Source organism: Cellulomonas sp. NPDC055163, assembly GCF_053607065.1.
The window spans coordinates 272,842-289,507 of sequence record NZ_JBSGSU010000002.1; the positions used below are offsets into that span (position 1 = coordinate 272,842).

At 75.0% G+C, this 16,666-nt stretch carries 17 protein-coding genes; 5 read left to right on the forward strand and 12 right to left on the reverse strand.

Features of this window, described 5'->3' with window-relative positions; translation table 11 throughout:
• Positions 1-38: 38 nt before the first annotated feature.
• Genes ACWFNE_RS04920 through ACWFNE_RS04960 form a run of 9 tightly spaced genes read right to left on the reverse strand, consistent with a single transcriptional unit; the run spans position 39 to position 8,678 of the window.
• Positions 39-773 carry a response regulator transcription factor gene (locus ACWFNE_RS04920; protein WP_452121348.1) on the reverse strand — a complete coding sequence of 245 codons (735 nt, stop codon included), beginning with the start codon at positions 771-773 and terminating at the stop codon, positions 39-41.
• Positions 760-1,923 carry a sensor histidine kinase gene (locus ACWFNE_RS04925; RefSeq protein ID WP_452121349.1) on the reverse strand — a complete coding sequence of 388 codons (1,164 nt, stop codon included), beginning with the start codon at positions 1,921-1,923 and terminating at the stop codon, positions 760-762. The genes ACWFNE_RS04920 and ACWFNE_RS04925 overlap by 14 nt, the downstream gene beginning before the upstream one ends.
• On the reverse strand, positions 1,920-2,831 hold the full coding sequence (locus ACWFNE_RS04930) for a type II secretion system F family protein (RefSeq protein ID WP_452121350.1): 912 nt from the start codon (positions 2,829-2,831) through the stop codon (positions 1,920-1,922). Before ACWFNE_RS04930 ends, ACWFNE_RS04925 begins: the two co-directional genes overlap by 4 nt.
• Positions 2,828-3,754 carry a type II secretion system F family protein gene (locus ACWFNE_RS04935; protein WP_452121351.1) on the reverse strand — a complete coding sequence of 309 codons (927 nt, stop codon included), beginning with the start codon at positions 3,752-3,754 and terminating at the stop codon, positions 2,828-2,830. Before ACWFNE_RS04935 ends, ACWFNE_RS04930 begins: the two co-directional genes overlap by 4 nt.
• Positions 3,751-5,181 (reverse strand): CpaF family protein, encoded by a 1,431-nt coding sequence (locus ACWFNE_RS04940; protein ID WP_452121352.1) that lies wholly within the window; start codon positions 5,179-5,181, stop codon positions 3,751-3,753. Before ACWFNE_RS04940 ends, ACWFNE_RS04935 begins: the two co-directional genes overlap by 4 nt.
• Positions 5,178-5,504, reverse strand: coding sequence for a TadE/TadG family type IV pilus assembly protein (locus ACWFNE_RS04945; protein ID WP_452121353.1), 327 nt, complete (start codon positions 5,502-5,504; stop codon positions 5,178-5,180). Before ACWFNE_RS04945 ends, ACWFNE_RS04940 begins: the two co-directional genes overlap by 4 nt.
• Before the next feature lie 5 nt (positions 5,505-5,509).
• Entirely contained in the window at positions 5,510-7,138 is a 1,629-nt protein-coding gene (locus ACWFNE_RS04950; protein ID WP_452121354.1) for an AAA family ATPase, read from the reverse strand.
• Entirely contained in the window at positions 7,138-7,866 is a 729-nt protein-coding gene (gene cpaB / locus ACWFNE_RS04955; protein ID WP_452121355.1) for a Flp pilus assembly protein CpaB, read from the reverse strand. Before cpaB ends, ACWFNE_RS04950 begins: the two co-directional genes overlap by 1 nt.
• On the reverse strand, positions 7,863-8,678 hold the full coding sequence (locus ACWFNE_RS04960) for a hypothetical protein (protein ID WP_452121356.1): 816 nt from the start codon (positions 8,676-8,678) through the stop codon (positions 7,863-7,865). The genes cpaB and ACWFNE_RS04960 overlap by 4 nt, the downstream gene beginning before the upstream one ends.
• 208 nt (positions 8,679-8,886) lie before the next feature.
• Here ACWFNE_RS04960 and ACWFNE_RS04965 point away from each other — a divergent pair, with 208 nt between their 5' ends.
• Together ACWFNE_RS04965 and ACWFNE_RS04970 are read left to right on the forward strand one after the other, a co-directional pair.
• Complete coding sequence (locus ACWFNE_RS04965; protein ID WP_452121357.1) at positions 8,887-9,210, forward strand: DUF192 domain-containing protein; 324 nt, start codon at positions 8,887-8,889, stop codon at positions 9,208-9,210.
• A 179-nt stretch (positions 9,211-9,389) separates the two neighbouring features.
• Complete coding sequence (locus tag ACWFNE_RS04970; RefSeq protein WP_452121358.1) at positions 9,390-9,809, forward strand: hypothetical protein; 420 nt, start codon at positions 9,390-9,392, stop codon at positions 9,807-9,809.
• 78 nt (positions 9,810-9,887) lie between these two features.
• Here the strand turns inward: ACWFNE_RS04970 and ACWFNE_RS04975 are convergent, their stop codons facing one another.
• On the reverse strand, positions 9,888-10,271 hold the full coding sequence (locus ACWFNE_RS04975) for a DUF3817 domain-containing protein (RefSeq protein WP_452121359.1): 384 nt from the start codon (positions 10,269-10,271) through the stop codon (positions 9,888-9,890).
• Between the two features lie 170 nt (positions 10,272-10,441).
• Here ACWFNE_RS04975 and ACWFNE_RS04980 point away from each other — a divergent pair, with 170 nt between their 5' ends.
• Positions 10,442-12,319: an ABC transporter transmembrane domain-containing protein gene (locus ACWFNE_RS04980; protein ID WP_452121360.1), complete on the forward strand. Its 1,878-nt coding sequence runs from the start codon at positions 10,442-10,444 to the stop codon at positions 12,317-12,319.
• Positions 12,300-14,033 carry an ABC transporter ATP-binding protein gene (locus ACWFNE_RS04985; protein WP_452121361.1) on the forward strand — a complete coding sequence of 578 codons (1,734 nt, stop codon included), beginning with the start codon at positions 12,300-12,302 and terminating at the stop codon, positions 14,031-14,033. Before ACWFNE_RS04980 ends, ACWFNE_RS04985 begins: the two co-directional genes overlap by 20 nt.
• 213 nt (positions 14,034-14,246) lie before the next feature.
• Here the strand turns inward: ACWFNE_RS04985 and ACWFNE_RS04990 are convergent, their stop codons facing one another.
• On the reverse strand, positions 14,247-14,855 hold the full coding sequence (locus ACWFNE_RS04990) for a GNAT family N-acetyltransferase (protein WP_452121362.1): 609 nt from the start codon (positions 14,853-14,855) through the stop codon (positions 14,247-14,249).
• Positions 14,856-14,981: 126 nt separating this feature from the next.
• On the opposite strand from ACWFNE_RS04990, the gene arfB reads away from it, so the two are divergent.
• Positions 14,982-15,407: an alternative ribosome rescue aminoacyl-tRNA hydrolase ArfB gene (gene arfB / locus ACWFNE_RS04995; RefSeq protein ID WP_452121363.1), complete on the forward strand. Its 426-nt coding sequence runs from the start codon at positions 14,982-14,984 to the stop codon at positions 15,405-15,407.
• 93 nt (positions 15,408-15,500) lie between these two features.
• Here the strand turns inward: arfB and ACWFNE_RS05000 are convergent, their stop codons facing one another.
• Positions 15,501-16,658, reverse strand: a complete 1,158-nt coding sequence (locus ACWFNE_RS05000) for a pectinesterase family protein (RefSeq protein ID WP_452121364.1) — start codon at positions 16,656-16,658, stop codon at positions 15,501-15,503.
• Between the last annotated feature and the right edge of the window lie 8 nt (positions 16,659-16,666).

A 16,666-nucleotide genomic window follows, 5' to 3' on the forward strand; every position in this document is an offset into this window, starting at 1 on the left:
ACCGTTCGACGGGCCCGTGGGCCCATCTCCGGGCCCATCTACGGGTGGCTGCGGCCCGGGTCCTGGGCCCCGCCCAGCCACACCGAGACGGCCTCGGCCCGGGTCCGGACGCCCAGCTTGGCGAAGATGTGGTTGATGTGGTTCTTGACGGTCTTCTCCGACAGGAAGCACGCGCTCGCGATCTCGGAGTTGCTCCGGCCGAGCGCGACGAGCTCCATGACCTCGCGCTGACGGTCCGAGAGGCCCGCGTCGGGCCGCTGCGGGGCCACGGGCTCCGGGGGCGTCGCCCAGGACGCACGCATCGCCGCGGCGGCGGTCTCGGAGAGCAGGAACGAGCCCTCCGCGACCGCGAGGATCGACCGCTCGAGCTCGTGCGCCGCGAACGTGCCGTGCACGAGGTAGCCGTTGGCGCCGGCGTCGACCGCCGCGCGCACGACCTCGGGCGCCTCGGAGTAGGTGAGCATGAGCACCTTGGTCCACTGCTTCACCTCGGCGGCCACCTGCACGCCGTCGCGCCGCGGCATGCGCACGTCGAGCAGCACGACGTCCGGCAGGGTCGCGCGCACGACGCGGACGGCCTCCTCGCCGTCTCCCGCCTCGCCGACGACGCGCAGCCGGTCGGACGCCTCGATGAGGCTGCGCAGGCCCATCCGGATCACGGAGTTGTCGTCGACGATGACGACGCTCACGCGGGTCAGGGCGCCGTGGTCGGCGGGCACCACGGCACCGGCGGGCTCGGCGTCGGTCAGGGGGCCGCCCTCAGGTCCTGGCATCACGGAGCTCCTTCGCAGGGTGGGTGACGACGACGCGTGTCCCGGCGCGCGGTGCCGACTCGATCGCGACGGTCGCGCCCGCCTCCCGGGCACGCTCGTGCATGCCGGTCAGGCCGAAGTGCCCGCGCGGGCTCGTCCCGTCCTCGCGGGGCGTGAACCCCTGGCCGTCGTCCTCGACGGTGATCCGGACCGAGCCGTCGGGGTCCCCGACCATCGACACGTCGACCTGCGACGCACCGGAGTGGCGGGCGACGTTCTCGAGCGCCTCGCCCAGGACGGCCAGCAGCTCGTAGCGCGTGTCCGTCGGCAGGTCGACGGCGTGCTCGTACGTGAAGCGGCACGGGATGCGGTGCTGCTCCTCCCAGCGGGCGCACAGCTCCGCGAGCACCTCGACGAGCGGGCGGTCGGGCTCGTCGGCGCGCAGCCGCACGAGCAGCCGGCGCGCCTCGTCGGCGGCCTGGTCGGCGCCGCGGGCGAGGCCGTGCGCGTGCCGGACGGCCGCCGCGGGGTCGCGCTCGACCCACATGGGCAGCGCCTGCGCGGCGAGGGAGATCCCGTGCAGCGTCTTGCCGAGCGAGTCGTGCATCTCGCGGGCCAGCCGGGCCCGCTCGTCGGCCGCCGCGACCGCCTCGCGGGCGACCGCCGCGTCACGACCGGCCGCGACCGACTGCTCGTGCGCCCCGCGCACCGCGGAGCCGACGGCGACGAAGCCGAGGTACAGCGCGGGGACACCGAGGCCGACCATGAAGCCGAGGTCGTTGGTCGACGCCCCCGCCACGAGCAGGTAGCCCGCGACGAGCACGACCGCACCGAGCAGCGCGATCCGGCGGTCGAAGATCACGCCGATGATGAGCGCGGTCGAGAAGGTCGCGAGCACGAGCGGGCTCTCCACGCCCAGGAACGCGATCACCGCGAGGCTCACCAGGACGTCGAGGACGACAGCGAGCGGGTGCCGGGCGACGAAGTCCGAGACCTTCGGGTACACCAGGAACCCGAAGCTCGTGACGCTCAGGACGAGCACGCACGCGAGCACGGGGCCCGTCATGGTGTCCCCGACCATGCCGACCAGCGCGACCATGATCGAGATCAGCCGGACCACGAGCCCCACCGAGACGACCTGGTGCGCGAAGTCGCGCTGCGGGGCGCTCATCCCAGCGACCCGAACAGCGCACCCAGGTCGACGTCCGCCCCGACGTAGAGCCCGATGACGATGAAGATGAGCGCACCGGGGACGAGCACCATCGACGTCACGAGCGTCACGCGCGGGGCCGTGCGGGCTGCGGCCTGCCGCTGACGCTGCCCGCTGTCGCGGCGCATGTCCTCGGCGATCTGCTTGAGCGACTCCGCGAGCGGCGCGCCGAGCTCCTGCGACTGGAGCAGCGTCGAGACGAACTGCCCGACAGGCTCGGAGCTGCTCCGGCGCCGCAGGTCGCTGAACGCCTGCCGCACCGACGCACCGTTGGCGATCTGCTGCAGCGTGAGCGTGATCTCGTCGGCCAGCGGGCCCTTGAAGCGCTCCGAGACCCGCGCGAGCGCCGCACGGAAGTTCACGCCCGCCATGACCGTGACCGCGAGCACGTCCAGGAAGTCCGGCAGGTCCCGGTCGATGCGCTCGCGCCGTTTGCGCTGCGCCGCGGCGACCCGGCTGAGCGGCAGCACGACGGGCACGGTGAGGCTCAGCAGGGCCACCAGCACGTTGCCCTGCACGAGCAGGAGCAGGATCACCGGGGCGATGAGCACCGCCCACCACGCCGTGCGCTCGAGGTACAGGTCGACCGTCAGACCGTCGGGACGGCCCGCCTCGTCGATGCGGCGCTGGAGGGCGGCGAGCCGGCGCTGGCCGAGCAGGCGGCGCAGCTGCGGCACCTGGCGGCGCGCGAGCTTCTGGATCGGCGTCTCGCCCTCCGCGCGCCGGCGCTGCTGCCCGCGCAGCAGCGCGAGGTCCTCGACGTCGAGGTTGTCGAGCGCGTCGGTGCGCATCTGCCGGTACCCGACGAGGAGGAGCACGACGGCGAGCGCACCGGCGACCGCCGCCCCGAGGGCGAGGAGCGCGTTCATCCGTCGAACCTCGTCATCCGCCGGATCAGCAGGAACCCGCCGACGAACAGCCCGCCGCCGACGACGAGCGCCGCCCGCCCGATCCACTGCGACGTCATGGCCTCGACCGTCCCGGGCTGGATCGCGTTGAGCAGGAACAGCAGGCCGAAGCCCATACCGATGACGAGGTACCCGGTCGACGTCGACTGCGCGAGCGTCGTGCGCACCTCGCGGCGGATCTCCTTGCGCTCGTCGAGCGTGTCGGCGATGTCCCGCAGCGAGGACACGAGCGAGCCACCGCTGCGCGCGCTCACCAGGAGCGTCGAGACGAGCACCGACACCTCGCGCGACGGCAGACGCTCCTCGAGACCGCCCATCGCGGCGTCGAGGTTGTCGCCGAAGCGCATGCGCGACGCGACGCGCGCGAGCTCGGGTCCCGCGGGCGCAGCGAGCTCGCTGGCCGCGATGGCGATGGCGGCCGCGATCGAGAGGCCTGCGCTCGTGGCGTTCGACAGCGTGCGCGCGAGCTCGGGCATCTGCGCGATGAACTGCTCGTTGCGTCGCTCGCGCGCCCGCGCCAGGTAGACCCGGATGCCCACGACCACCGCGACGATGCCGAGGAGCCCGAACACGGGCGCGAGCCCGACGGCGAGGACCCAGCCGATCAGGGCGCCCCCGGCGACGGCCGCACCCGCGACGACGATGGCCGGACGGCCCTCCTCGCCCGCGAGGAGCAGCTGACGCTCGACCCACCGCCCGGGGGCGGTCTGCCGGAACGCGCGGTCCCAGCGGGCGATGCGGGCGCCGCCGGTCAGCGGGGTGTCGTCCGCGACGCCGGCGACGAGCGCACGGCGCCGCGACGCGACCGACGCGAGCTCCCGCACCCCGGCGAGGAACAGCAGGCAGGCGCCGAGCACCCCGACCAGGATGACGATGACGATCACGACGCGGCTCCCGCGCCGTGCGCCGCCGCACCGGGCTCGGCCGCGGGCCGCGGCACGGCGTGCGGCGGGGAGGCCGCCATCCCGATCGGCTCGCCCGCGATGCGCAGCCGGTCGAGGATCGGCTGCGGGATCGGGTACTGCACGAACCGCCCGGGCGGGCCGGGCGGGTTGGGCGCCTCGGGGTCCCAGCGCATGAGCGGCTGGACCTGGAAGTCCTCGCGGTGCCGCGAGGCGACGTAGCCGACCTCGACGACGCGCCGGGTCCCGTCCGAGCCGCGCAGGAGCTGCACCACGAGGTCGACGGCGTTGTTCACCTGGTCCCGCAGCGCGTGGAACGGGACCTCGACGTCGCTCATCGACGCGAGCGTCTCGAGGCGGACGAGCGCGTCGACCGTCGTGTTGGCGTGCACGGTCGCGAGCGAGCCCTCGTGGCCGGTGTTCATGGCCTGGAGCATGTCGAGCGCCTCGCCGCCGCGGACCTCGCCGACGATGATCCGGTCGGGACGCATGCGCAGCGCGTTGCGGACGAGGTCGCGGATCGTGACCTGGCCCTGGCCCTCGACGTTCGCCGGGCGCGTCTCCATGCGGACCACGTGGTCCTGGGAGAGCGAGAGCTCGGCGGCGTCCTCGATCGTGATGATGCGCTGGCGCGACTGGATGAACGCCGAGAGCGCGTTGAGCATCGTCGTCTTCCCGGAGGACGTGCCGCCGGAGACGATGATGTTCATCCGCGCACGCACGCACGCCGCGAGGAGCTCCGCGGTCGCGGGGTCGAGGCTGTTGCGGTTGAGCAGCTCGTCGAGGCCGTACGCCTTCGGGAAGAGCCGGATCGTCACGGTCGGGCCGTTGAGCACGAGCGGCGGCAGCACGACGTGCACGCGCGCACCGCGCGGCATGCGCTCGTCCGGTGGGAGGCGCGCGTCGACCATCGGGCTCGACTCGTCGACGCGGCGGTTGACGGTCGAGACGATGCGGTCGATGGTCTGCCGGAGCTGCTCCTCGGACGCGAACGCGGCCGAGACCCGCTCGACCTGCCCGAACCGCTCGACGTAGATCGTGTCGTGCCCGTTGATCATGATCTCGGACACGGTCTCGTCCGCGAGCAGCGGCTCGAGCACGCCGAGGCCGATCGACTCGTCGACGACGCGGCGGATGAGCGCGTTGCGCTCGCGCGTCGTGAGGATGACTCCCTCGGTCGACACGAGGTGCGCGACGACCCGCTCGAGGCGGATGCGCCGCTGGCCCGCGTCGAGCCGCCCGAGCTCGTGCAGGTCGACCTCGTCGAGCAGCTTGCGCTTGAACGTCGAGACGAGGACCTCGTCGAGGTCGCTGCGCGCGAGCGGCGCCGACGCCTGCTCGACCACGGGCGCCGCCGCGGGCGCCTCGGGGCGACGCTCGCCCGACCACTCACCGAACCCGGCCCTCATGGCATGACCGCCTCACGTGTCACGGTGAACGGGGGGAAGATCGCGACGCGCGGCACGCGCACCTCGAGGCGCACGCCGTCACCGCCGGGGTACGTCAGCGACTCCGGGGACAGCCCGCCCGGCAGCGAGCGCTCGACCGCGGCCGGGACGGACTCGCGCAGGCTCAGGGCCCGGGCGCCGTCGCGGACCGCCTGGTTCGTCGCCTGCGTCGTGTAGGCCGCGGCGCACACCTGCAGCACCACGAGGATCACCAGGACGACGACGGGCATCACGCCGAGCATCTCGACCGCGGAGCTGCCCCGTTCGCGGTCCTCGCGGGTCACGCGCCTCACGGCTCCCTCACCACCGACCGGTCCACGCGGACGTCCCAGGGCGAGCTGAAGACGCCCGGCATCATGAGCGGCACCCGGGAGACGACGGAGACGCCGCCCGCGTCGCTCGGGTCGAGGTTCACGCGCAGCCCGTCCCGCATGCCCGACGGGAAGCGGTCCTCGGCGGCGTCACGCACCTGCGCCGTCGTCTCGCCGAGCGAGACCGACCGGGCCGCGGCCGCCGCGGCGTGCCCCGTCCACACGTAGGTCACGCCCGCGACGCCGAGCTGCCAGAGCAGCACGCACACGAGTGCGAGCCACGGCAGGACGCCCAGCAGCTCGACGGAGGCCGAGCCGGTGTCGTCCCCGCCGCGCGCACGCCGGCGGGTCGGCAGGGCGGCCCGGCCCGGCTTCTGCAGCGAGGTGGCCGCGGCGGGCGCCGCCGTGGGCGCGGCCGAGGCGGCGGGGGCGGGCGCCTCCGCGGAGACGCGCACCAGCCCGATCTCACGGCCGAGCGCACGCAGCGCCTTCCACCACGTCGGGTCGTCGACGAGCTCGGGCGAGCGCGAGTTCGCGGACGTCTCGAGCTTGCGGCCGAGGTCCGGCAGGACCGTGTCGAGCAGCGGCGCGGGCGACAGGCGCCGGGCCGTCTCGGGCTGGACCTCGTCGACGCGCGAGTGCCGGTTGAGCAGCACGTGCACCGCGTCGGGCTTGCGGACGGCGAGCGACTCCCACCACCCGAGGTTGCGGCGCAGCGCACGCAGGCTGATGAGCCCGGGCGTGACGACCGACACGACCTCGTCGGCGATCTCGACGACCGCGGCCTGGACGGGGGTCACGTGCGAGCCGAGGTCGACCATGACGAGGTCGTACTGCTGGCGCACGAGCGCGATGATCTGCCGGATCGCCGCGGGCGTGACCCACTCGACGTCCCGGACGTCCTCGGGCGGCAGCAGCATGTGCAGCCCGGACTCGTGCTCGAAGACGGCGTCGGCCACCGTGCGCACCGAGAGGTCGTCGGAGACCTTCGCGAGGTCCGCGATCGAGGTCCGGTAGCGCGCCTCGATCAGGCTCGTGACGTCACCCTTCTCGAGGTCGAGGTCGATCACGAGGACCTTGTACGACGGGACCTCACGGCGGATGTCCCACGCGAGGTGCGTGACGATCGTGCTCGTCCCGACGCCACCCTTGGAGCCCGTGACCGCGACGACGTTCGCCCGGCCGCGCGGCCCTGCGTCGCCCTCGCGGGTCGACGCGAGCAGCGACGTGAGGTGGCGCGACCAGTCGAGCGCGCTGACGACCCGCTGCTGGACGTCGGCGAACGAGAGCGGGTACGCGAGCACACCGCGTGCACCGGCGTCCATCGCGGACGCGAGCGCCTCGGGCTCGTTGTCGCTCGAGACCACGATCGTGACGGTCGCGGGCCGGCGCAGCCCGAGGTCGCGGATCGCCTGGTGCACGGGCTCGGGACCGAGCTGGTCGTGCACGAGGATGACGTTCGGCTCGTGCGTGACGACGAGCGACGTGAGCTCGGTCGTGGTCTCCGCGACCCCGACGACCTCGACGTCGGCCGCCTCGGCGAGCTGCGAGCGCAGCTCGTACGCGAGCGACTGGTCGGCGCAGCCGATGACGACGGTGCCGGCCATCAGTTGTCCACCCCCTCGGGGATCGCCTGGCCGCCGAGGTCCTCGGCGTCGAAGTCACCCTGCTCACCCGTCCGGTCCTCGCCGGCGCCGGTGGGCAGACCCACGAGGCGGACCTCCTGCGCGAACGCGGCCGCGTAGGTGACCGCGAGCGCGTCGTTCGGCTCGAGCGCGAGCGTCACCGGCACCACCGTCTGCTGCCCGCTGTCGCTCTCCTCGTCGATCTCGACCTGGCTGCCGCGCACCGACACGACGCGGACGTTCTGGACGAGCACGCGGACCTGCTTGGGCAGGCCCGGGACGTCAGCGAACACCGCGTAGATGTCGACGTAGTCGCCCGGCCGGACCCGGTCCGCGACACCCGTGATCTGGTCGACCTTGATCGCGATCTCGCGCTCGGTCGGGCTCAGGTCGGACGGCGGCACGAGCATGTCGTCCGTGACCATCGTGCCTTCCTGGAGGTTCACGCCGATCTTGCGTCCGACCAGGTCCTCCTGCGTGACCCGGGCCGAGTCGGAGAGCCAACGCGCGGGCACCTCGTCGACCTCGAGCGAGGACTCCTCGAGCGTCGTGTACGCGGGCAGGTCGCGTGCGACCCGGTACACCTGGACCACCGACCCGACCTGCGTCGCGACGTTGCCGACGTACGCGGCGATCGCGATGAACACGACGACGGCGAGCAGCACGGACATCAGGATGAACAGAACGCCGCGGCGCTGGCGGGGGTTCACAGCGTGACTCCTTGGGGGTCGGCGGGCAGCCCGGCGGGCCGCACGTGGCAGTACGAGCAGAACTCTCCGGGCACGACGGCCGCGCACACGACGCAGCCGGCGAGCGACGACGCTGGCGGCAGGGGCACGCGCTCGTCGGACGGCAGGGCGACGACCTCGACGGCGCGGGCGTGCCCGAACCGGGCCTCCGGGTCCAGGCGCAGCGCGTCGATCTCGACGAGGTCCGCGGCCCGCGACGCCGCGACCAGGTGGTCGCGGGCCTCGGCCGGGATCCCGGACCCGGCGCAGTACAGCGAGCCGCCCCCGCCCTCGCCGGTCGCGACGCCCTTGCCGCCCACGGGGACGACGCCGCGGTCGCCCGACAGCGTGACGACGAAGCCCGAGCCGCCGGGCGCCCACGAGCGCAGGTGCTGGCCCACGCTCGGCGCGGGGTCCACGAGCTTGGAGACGCTGGGGGTCCACGCCCCGCTCCACGTCCGGGCCGCGAGCTGCCGCACGAACTCCGGCAGCAGGCCGGCGTCGAGGGACACGGACGCCGCCTGGAGCGCGAGCACGACGAGCGCGGCCGGGCCGTGCGGGAGCGTGAGCCACGAGACCGCGACGCCGCGGTCCGAGACGAGCGCGGCGTGCCGGCGCACCAGCGTCTCGTGGCGGTCCTCGCCGAGCAGGAGCAGGTGCGTCGTGCCGTCCGCCACCGCGGCCCACATCCCGTCGAGGTCGTCCGGGCCGGCGAGCACGACGGCCTCCCCGCCGAGGAGCTCGAGGACCTCCGTGGTGGGTGGGACCACGGCTCCGACGACGACCTGCTGCATGGACGACCCACTCCCCCTTCGACGTGCCCGACATGATTCACTGGCGCCCGCCGAACGGCTCGGCAGGGCGCAGCGCTTCCCCCGAACGGTCTCCACCCGCCGCGAGCGGCCGGGTGCGCCGTGGCGCGAGAATCCGAGGGCGCGGTCAGGATAGGGGGGACGAGCCGGGATGAATCGTGTGACCGGACTGTGGTTGGACGGACGTCCGGTGGCCCGCGCGGAGGTCGCGGACACCTGGGCGGGCCGGCTGCGCGGCCTCCTCGGGCGGCGCACGCTCCCGGAGGCGCTGCTGCTCTCGCCCGAGAGCTCGGTGCACGGCGCGGGCATGCGGGTGCCGCTCGACGTCGCCCTGCTCGACTCCCGCGGCGTCGTGCTCGCCGTGCAGGTCCTGCGGCCCTGGGCCGTGACCCGCCCGCGCCCGGCTGTGACTGCGGTGCTCGAGGCGCCCGTCGGGAGCTTCGAGCGGTGGGGTCTGCGCGTGGGCAGCACGGTGTCCGTCGGCGACGCTCCCGACGACCCCGCGACCCCCTGAACCGGCACGCGACGATCGTCCCGCCGCCCTCGGGCGACGGGCCGGGCCTGCAGGTTCACGTCCGGGCCCACGCCGCCGCGGGCCCTCGTGGGCCCGCGGGCCCAGAACCGGCGCCGCACGCCGGGTGAAGATCGAGTCGGGGTCGAGGGGGCCTCGTCGACGGTCTCGGGGGTCATGACATGCGCACCGCACTCACCGCTCAGGTGGCGCTCGCGACGGCGGCCGGCGGGCTCGCCTCGGGGCTGCTCGCGTCGTGGGCCGCGGAGTCGACGACGGACCTGCGCGCCGGCCTCGTCGTCCGCGCGGTGACCGTTCTCGCGCTCCTCGCGGCGGTCCCGTACGTGCTCGTGCGGCGCCACGTGCTCGACGACCGGCGCGGTCCGCTGCTCGCCGCGGGCGTCCTGGGCACCGCGCTCGGCTACGCCGCGAACCCGCTGGCGTGGGACGGCCAGGCGTTTTTCACCCAGCTCATCACTCCTCCGGGTGTACTGACGGCGGCGTTCGACCTCCTCGGATGGGTGAGCGTCGGTGCGCTCGCCGCGCTCGCCGCGAGCCGCTCCGCCGCCACGCACGGCGAACCCGTCGGGTACGGGACGTAGGGCCCCGTCCGGCGCTGGACAGGCCCTGCTGCCCGGGGGAGGGGCCGGCCGGGTCGCCGTGGGCGCGCGGCCGGTGCGTCAGCGTGCGGCGGAGATGCGCGCCGCGGCCTCGGCGTGCACGCGCTTCTCCAGCACGAACGACATGACCGGGACGACGCCCGCGAGCACCATCGTCACGAGGCGCCCGAACGACCAGCGCATCGCGGACCAGAGCCCGAGGACCGTCACGAGGTAGACGACGTAGATCCACCCGTGGGCGAACGGCACCCAGCCGATCCAGCGCAGGACGTCCTCGCCGACACCGACGACGTACTTGAGCAGCATCTCGACCGTCAGGACGAGCAGCATCACGCCCGTGACCCACGCCATCACCCGGTAGCGGCGCAGCGACCCGTCGGCCTTGTCCGCCCAGGCGCGCGCGGAGGTCGTCGTCGGGGCGGCGGTCGGGCGGGGCTGGCTCACGGTGCGGGGTCCTCTCTCGGTGGTCGGTCCATCGTCGCTCATCCGGCGCAGCCCCGAGGTGTGTCGCCGGTCACGGCGCGGGGTCCCGGCCCCGCGGGGGCGGGCCCGGCCGGTCCGGTCGGAGAAATACGGTGCGGGGACGTCGGTGGCGACGCCTACCGTGGGTGACCGTGCGCACCCTCCCGCTGCCGGATCCCGGCACCCCTCCCCTGGGCTCGCCCCGGGCGCTGCTCGTGTGGCAGGCCCGGCGCCAGCTGCCGCTCCTGCTCGGGGCGGTGGCGGTCGGCGTCGTCGGCAACCTCGCGGCCGCCGGGATGCCGTACGTGCTCGGGCGCATCATCGACGGCGGGCTCTCCGCGGGGCTCTCGGCCGAGCTGTGGGTCGGGTGCGGGGCGCTCGCCGCGGTGGGGCTCGTCCAGGTCGTGTGCAACATGTGGGGGCACCGGCTCGACGTCGAGAACTGGTTGCGCGCGGCGTTCGCCACGTCCCAGCTCGTGGGGCACCACATCACCCGGACCGGCGACGCGGTCACGGCCGAGCTTCCGACGGGCGAGGTCGTCTCGACCGTGGCCTCGGACGCGCTGCGGCTCGGCGAGGTCTACGCGATCGCCGCGCGCTTCGTGGGCGGCCTCGTCGCGTACGTCGCGGTGGGCGTGGTGCTGCTGCGGACGTCGCTCGTGCTGGGCCTGCTCGTCCTGCTCGGCCTGCCCGTCGTGGTCGGGGTGCTCGCGTTCCTGGTCAAGCCGCTGCAGCGCCGTCAGGCCGCGCAGCGCGAGGCCGCCGGGCGCCTCACGACGCTCGGCGCCGACACCGTCTCCGGCCTGCGGATCCTGCGCGGGATCGGCGGCGAGGAGGTCTTCGCGAGCCGGTACCGCACGCAGTCGCAGCGGGTCCGTGCCGCGGGCGTCGACGTGGCGCGCACCCAGTCCCTGCTCGACGCGCTGCAGACCCTGCTGCCGGGGCTGTTCGTCGCGGCGGTCGTGTGGACCGGCGCGCGGCTCGCGATCGCCGGCGACATCACGGCGGGCCAGCTCGTCGCGTTCTACGGGTTGGCGGCGTTCCTGACGCAGCCGCTGTGGACGGCGACCGAGGCCATGCGCGTGCTGACCCGGGCCGTCGTCGGCTCGCGCAAGATCCTCGCGGTGCTCGCGGTCCCCGAGGCCGGCGGGGTGGCGGGCACGGGGGCACGCGAGGCGGCCGTGGGGACCGGCGCGACACCCGTCGTCGAGGACGGCGCCGAGCTCGTCGACGAGGCGAGCGGGCTCGTCGTGCGGCCCGGCGAGGTGCTCGCGCTGGTGAGCGCCGACCCGGACGAGTCGGCGCGCGTCGCCACGCGGCTCGGGCGCTTCGCCGGGTCCGACGACGACGCGCCGACCGGTTCGGTCCGGTGGGGCCGCACGCTGCTCGACGCGCTCCACCTGCGCGAGGTCCGCGACCGCGTCGTCGTCGCCGAGTCGACCCCGCACCTGTTCACGGGTGTCCTCGCCGAGGAGCTCGACGTGCGAGGCACGGCCGACGAGGCCGCGCTGCTGCGCGCGATGCACGTCGCGGACGCCGCCGACGTGCTCGACTCCGTGCCGGGCGGGCTGGGCGGCCAGGTCGAGGAGAAGGGCCGCTCGCTCTCGGGCGGGCAGCGTCAGCGCGTCGCGCTCGCCCGGGCCCTGCTCACCGAGGCCGAGGTGCTCGTGCTCGTCGAGCCGACCAGCGCGGTCGACGCCCACACCGAGGCCCGCATCGCGGCCCGGCTCGTCGAGGCGCGCCGCGGCCGCACGACGGTCGTGGTCACCGCCAGCCCGCTCGTGCTCGACGTCGTGGACGAGGTCGCGCTCGTGTCGGGCGGGCGCGTCGTGGCCCGCGGTGCCCACCGGACGCTCCTGGACGGGACCGACTCCGCGTCGCGCGCGTACCGCGAGGTGGTGTCGCGCTCGACCGCCGAGCCGTCGCCCGCCACGCCCGGATCAGGCGACCTGACCGACGACCTCGCCGAGGAGCTCGACGAGACCCTGCACGACACGAAGGAGCAGGACCGTGAAGCTGCCCGTCGCTGACGCACCGGCGCTGCGTCGCCACACCGGGCTGCTGCTGCGGCGGCACCGCGGCGGCCTGCTGCTCGTCGTCGTGCTGCACTCGCTCGCCGCGGCCGCCGGGCTCGCCGCGCCCTGGCTGCTCGGCGGGCTCGTCGACGCCGTCACCCAGGGCACGACGAACGCGCACGTCGACCGCACCGTCGCCGTCCTCGTCGTCGCGGTGCTCGCACAGACCGTGCTGATCCGCTACGCACAGCGGGCCGCGATGGTGCTCGGCGAAGGGGTCTTCGCCGAGCTGCGGGAGGAGTTCGTCTCGACCGTGACGCGCCTGCCGCTCTCGACCGTCGAGCGGGCCGGCACCGGCGACCTCGTCGGACGGACCACGACCGACATCGACCGCGTGCAGTACACCGTGCGGTTCGGGGTCCCCCGCGTCCTGGTCACCGTCGCGACGATCGTGCTGACCGCCGTCGCGGCGTTCCTCACGCACCCGCTCGTCGCGCTCGGGCTGCTCGCCGGCGTGCCGCTGCTGCTCGGCGTCACGCGCTGGTACCTGCGGCGCGCCGCCCCGGCGTACCTGCGCGAGTCGGCGTCCTACGCGCGGCTCAACGGGACCATCACCGAGTCGGTCGAGGGCGCCCGCACCATCGACGCGCTCTCCCTCGGCGCCCGCCGCCGCGCGCGCGTCGACTCGGACCTGCGCGAGGCGTTCGAGGCGGAGCGGCACACGCTCTGGCTGCGCACCATCCTGTTCCCCGGGATCGACGTCGCGTTCCTGCTGCCCGTGATCGCGGTCCTGGTCTGGGGCGCGTACCTCGTGTCGACGGGCTCCGCGACGATCGGGGCGGTCACCACCGTCGCCCTGTACGCGACGCAGGTCATGCACCCCATCGGCGAGCTGATCTTCTGGCTCGACGAGATCCAGGTCGGCGCCACGTCCCTCGCACGGATCATCGGCGTCGCCGCCGTCGCACCGGACCGCGAGGCCCGGCCCGCGACGCCGGCGGACGAGCACGTCGAGGGCCGCGGCGTCCGGTACGCCTACCGCGCGGGGCACGACGTGCTGCACGGCGTCGACCTCGACCTGCGCGTCGGGGAGCGGCTCGCGGTCGTCGGCCCGTCGGGCGCCGGGAAGTCGACGCTCGGGCGGATGCTCGCGGGCATCCACCCGCCCACCGGCGGCACCGTCACGGTCGGCGACGTGCCGCTCGTCGACCTCCCGCTCGACGAGCTCCGTGGGCACGTGGCGCTCGTGACGCAGGAGCACCACGTGTTCGTGGGGACCGTCGCGGAGAACCTCAGGCTCGCGGACGACGCCGCGACCGACGAGCAGCTCGAGCGGGCGCTGCGGGCCGTCGACGCGTGGGACTGGGTCGCGGCGCTCCCCGAAGGGCTCGGCACCGCGGTCGGGTCCGGCGGCACCGTCCTGACGCCGGCCCAGGCGCAGCAGGTCGCGCTCGCGCGGCTCGTGCTGCTCGACCCGCACACGCTCGTGCTCGACGAGGCGACGAGCCTCCTCGACCCGCGCGCGGCCCGGCACCTGGAGCGCTCGCTCTCGGCGGTGCTCGAGGGGCGCACGGTCGTGGCGATCGCGCACCGCCTGCACACTGCGCACGACGCGGACCGGGTCGCGGTCGTCGACGCGGGCCGCATCACCGAGATCGGCTCGCACGACGAGCTCGTCGGGGCCGGAGGCGACTACGCGGCGCTGTGGCGGTCCTGGCAGCGCGACTGACGGGTGCGGGGGGCGGGTGGCCGACGCGACGGCCACCCGCCCTCGCCGTGGGCGGCGTCGGCAGCCGGCCGCCCGGCGCGGTGCGGCCTCCTCGGGCGACCGGCGGCGTCGCGTCTCGGGTCGCCCGGCCCGCCGCGCGACCGGCGGCGTCGCGTCTCGGGTCGCCCGGCCCCGTCGCCGGTGATGACCCGGCCGTGGGGACGGCCCGCGGGCTCAGACCGGCGCGTCCGTCGCGATGCCGAAGTAGGCCGCTCCTGAGTTGGCGACCGGGACGCCGTGGAACCCGAGCCGCTCGTAGAACGCGCGTGCCGACGTGTTCGCCGGGTCCATCCCGAGGTGCAGCGCCGGCACGCCGCGCTCGCGCAGCGCCCCGAGGAACGCCCGGACGAGCCGACGGCCGTGACCGGCGCCCTGGTGCTCCGGGAGCAGGTCGATGTGCAGGTGGGCGGGGTAGCCCGCCAGCTCGGGGTGGAGGTTGCGCTCCGGCTGGTGCAGGAGCTCGACGAACGGTGCGTCGGCGCTGCCGAGCTCGGCGGGCAGCGGGTGCCGGGCCGCGACGAGCGGCAGCCAGCGGCGGCGGTGCTGCTCGACCCAGTGCGCCGTGTCGGCCGTGCCGAGCACGTAACCGACGGCCCGGTCCCCGTCGTCGAGCACGAAGGCCAGATCGGGCTCGAGCAGGAGGTACGGACCCGCGAACACGTCGGGCATGAGGTCGTCGTCGCGGTACACGCCGCGGGCGTCGCCACCCGCGGCCGCGGTCCGCACGCACACGTCGTACACGTCGGCGCGGTCGAACGCCTCGTACGGCCGGATGAACGCCACCGGAACCTCCTCCAGGCGGGCCGGGCTGCGCCGCCACCCCGCCCCCGGATCGCGTGGGGGCGCGCGGGGACGGCCGACGCAGACTATCCCGGCGACGTGGGGGCGCGGATGCCGGATCCTGGGGTCATGTTCGCTCCCGTCCCGCTGCGCGGCGGCGTCGTGCTGCCCCCGGACGCCCTGGCCTGGCGGTTCTCCCGGTCGGGTGGTCCGGGCGGCCAGTCGGTCAACACCGCCGACTCGCGCGCCGAGCTGCTGGTCGACCTCTCCGCGGTCCTCTGGCGCTCGCCCGAGCAGGAGGCCCGGGTGCGCGAGCGGCTCGCCGCCCGGCTCGACGGCGACCGTCTCGTCGTCGCCGCGTCCGAGTACCGCTCGCAGCTGCGCAACCGCGAGGCGGCGCTCGAGCGGGTCACGACCCTCCTCGACGGTGCGCTCGCTCCGCCGCCCCCGCCGCGGCGCCCGAGCCGGCCGAGCCGGGCCTCCCGGGTCCGGCGTGCCGCGGACGAGCGGCGCCGGCGCGAGGTCAAGGCGCTGCGCCGCCGCCCCGACGCCTGACCGGGCCGCCCGCGCCGGCCCGAGCCGCGCCCGGCGACCGCGTCGAGCGACACACGTCTCTCGCGAGCGTGGCCCAGGTGCCGCTGGGTGCCGTCAGCTCCGCCGGAAGGGCGCCCAGCCGTCGTCGCCCGCGAGGTACGTCCGCGGGGTGAGTGCCGCGGCCTCGGCGCGCGTGAGCTGCCGACGGTCGGGCGTCACGAGCGCGCCGGGCCCCCGGTTGTGGTGCTCGGCGAAGCGCGCGTCGCGCCACGACCAGCCGCCCGAGAAGTCGCTCCACGCGGTCGCGCCGACGTGCGCGCCGATCCACGAGTCCCGCACGAGCACCTGGCCGATCGCGTCGGGGTCGTTGCTCGGGTGCCACGGCCGGCCGAGGAAGACCGTGCCCGTGGGCGCGTCGCTCGTGAAGCGGCAGCGCGTGAACAGGAAGCCGTACGGGTTCGCGATCATCGTGCTCGGCGCGGTGACGTACCCGTTGTTGGTCGTCGAGCCGCGCGTGAGCGAGCGGATCTCGCAGCCCTCGAAGACGGCGGTCGCGCGGCCGAACACGAAGTCGACGTCACCCTCGACGTAGCAGTCGCGGAAGTAGGCGCGCGCGACGACCGCGGCGGACGCGCTGTTGACGTAGAGCGTGTCCTGGTTGCCGAGGAACCGGACGCCGTCGAACACGAGCCGGTCCGCGCGGGTCAGCACGGCGACGGCCTGGCGGTTGGTGATCTCGGGGTGCGCGGCCTCGTCGAACAGGTTGGCGAAGGTGAGGTTGCGGGCGGTGAAGTCGGCGCCGTCCACCGTCACGCTCGCGCTGCCGCTCGTGCCGTAGGTGCCGGTGCCGTCGGGCTTGGGTGTGCCGTTCGCGTTGTCGTAGGCGATGACGACGTCCTGCGCGCGGCGTCCGGTGCCGACGAGCGTGAGGAACGGCTTGGTCGCCGGGACCTTGACGAGCTCCCGGTACTCGCCGGGGCGGACCGCGATGACCCACGGCTCGGTCGCGCCCTCGGGCGCGGCGTCGACCGCGGCCTGGACGCTCGTGAAGTCGGCGCGGCCGTCGGCCGAGACGGTCGCGTCGGGTCGGTCGTGGCCGTCCCCGTGCGCGGGCCTGCCGGCCGGGAGGGACCCGGCGCGGGCGCCGTCGGGCGCCGCCTCGCCGGACGCGGCCGGGGCGGTGGCGGAGGCGGTCGGGGCGAGCGCTCCGAGGACGAGGCCGAGCACGGCCACCGGGATCGCGAGCAGTCGGGTGCGTCGTCGTGCGAGCATCTCTACCT